The sequence below is a fragment of the Ideonella azotifigens genome (assembly GCF_006519715.1).
Classification (GTDB): Bacteria; Pseudomonadota; Gammaproteobacteria; order Burkholderiales; family Burkholderiaceae_C; genus Ideonella; species Ideonella azotifigens.
Genome location: NZ_VIDT01000918.1, coordinates 1 through 1,806, shown reverse-complemented (window position 1 = coordinate 1,806; position 1,806 = coordinate 1). Strand labels below are relative to the sequence as shown.

The following is a 1,806-nucleotide window of genomic DNA, read 5'->3' as shown; positions in this document are numbered from 1 at the left end:
TGCCGGCCGCGCCACACAGCCCGCCCAGGTAGCGCAGCATCAGCCAGCCGGGCCACCAGTCGCCCAGGCCGAAGGCCGCGGTGCTGAGCACGGCCAGCAGCAGCCCGGCGCTGTAGAGCCGATGGCGCCAGCGCGCATCGTCTATCCATGCGGCCAGCAGCGTGCCGCTCATGTAGCCGGCATAGTTCACCGCGGCCAGCAGGCCGGCGTTGCGGTCGGACAGCCCCGTCTGCACCTGCAGTTCGGGTAGCAGCGGCGTGTAGGCAAAACGCGCCAGGCCGACGGTCAGCACCAGCGCGCTGAGACCGCCGGTGATGACTTGCCAGGGTTGGAGAGGCTTAGATCCGCCCATCGGCCAGGCGGCGTTCGATCTGCGGCTTGCGGTCATTGCCCCAGAAGGGCTCGCCGTCGATGATGAAAAACGGCGCGCCGAACACGCCCAGCGCCAGTGCGTCGTCATTGGCCTGCTTGAGCCGGTGCTTCCAGACCGGGTCGCCCCAGGCGTCCTGCGCAGCCTCGGCGTCCAGGCCGGTCTCCGCCACCAGCGCCTTCAGCGCGGCCGGCTCGCTGAGCGGCACGCCGCGTGTGAAGTAGGCCCGCATGCCGGCGCGGGACCATGCGGCGGCAGCGTCCGGCCCTTGCGTGTCGTGCAGCCACCAGAACACGCGGGCGGCGTTCTGCGTGGCGATGGGAAACGGCGCGGGCTGGCGATACGGCACCCGCTCGAAACGCGCCGAGCGCTCGAAATCCAGCAGCGTGTACTCGCGCTTGACCGGATGCGATACCGGGCTCACCAGAAACCGCTGGGCCGCCCCAAGGTTTCTGACCCCCTCGGGGGGCGGGCTGGGCGCGAGCCCGGCCCTGGGGGCGCTCGTGGATTCGGCGGCCTGGAAAGCCACGCCCAGCAGGATGGCGTGGCGGCGCACTGGCCGGCCATGACGCGCGGCCAGCGCGTCGATCCATTCGTTGGCGATGTAGGCATAGGGTGACGAGAAGTCGAAGAAAAAGTCGATGGCGGCAGGCATGATCGTGCAAACGATAGACCGATCCGTCGCGCGTGGCGACAGTGCATGCCCCGGTTGCGCAGTTTCGTCGCAGCAGTACCGCATGCTGCAAGGTCTTGCCTAGCATGGCGCCATGCCGCACCTTTCCGTCAATGCCGCGCGCCGGCACTTCCAAGCCTTGGCTCTCTCGGCCCTGCTGGCGCTGAATCTGCCGACAGCGCATGCAGCCCCGCTCTCCGCCGCCGAGGAGTCCGCCATCGACAGCACCGTGCGCGAGGCGCTGCGCACGCAGCGGGCGCCCGGCGCCGTGGTAGCGATCCGCCGCGGCGGCGAGTTGCTGCTGCGCCGCGCCTATGGCCTGGCGGACGTCGCCAGCGGCCGGGCCATGCACGAGGACACGGCCTTCGAGATCGGCTCCATCACCAAGCAAATGACCGCGGCCGCGGTGCTGCAGCTGGTGCAGGCCGGCCGGCTCTCGCTGGACGACGCGGTGAGCAAGTTCGTACCCAGCTACCCTGCTGCTGCACAAGTGACCGTGCGGCAATTGCTTCAGCAGACCAGCGGGCTGCCGGACTTCGCCGGCACAGAGGCTTTTGCCGCCAACGCGACGCAGACGCCGGCCCGCTTCGAGCAGGTACTGGCCACGGTACAGGCCGCGCCACAGCAGTTCACACCGGGCAGCCGCTTTCGCTACAGCAACACGAACTACCTGCTGCTGGCCCGCATCGTCGAGACCGTCAGCGGCCAGCCGTTTGCGACCCGGCTGGGCGAGCAGGTGCTGGCCCCCGTCGGCATGGCCCAC

General features: G+C 69.8%; 3 protein-coding genes. 1 reads left to right on the top strand and 2 read right to left on the bottom strand.

Annotated elements, in window-relative coordinates:
* Together FKP22_RS29225 and FKP22_RS29220 are read right to left on the bottom strand one after the other, a co-directional pair.
* Nucleotides 1-352 (bottom strand): YbfB/YjiJ family MFS transporter (locus tag FKP22_RS29225; protein WP_141291677.1); only part of this gene is annotated, 352 nt, incomplete at its 3' end.
* On the bottom strand, nt 339-1,025 hold the full coding sequence (locus FKP22_RS29220) for a 2-hydroxychromene-2-carboxylate isomerase (protein ID WP_141291675.1): 687 nt from the start codon (nt 1,023-1,025) through the stop codon (nt 339-341). The genes FKP22_RS29220 and FKP22_RS29225, both read right to left, overlap by 14 nt.
* Before the next feature lie 112 nt (nt 1,026-1,137).
* Here FKP22_RS29220 and FKP22_RS29215 point away from each other — a divergent pair.
* The coding region (locus FKP22_RS29215) for a serine hydrolase domain-containing protein (RefSeq protein WP_141291673.1) at nt 1,138-1,806 on the top strand (669 nt) is incomplete at its 3' end.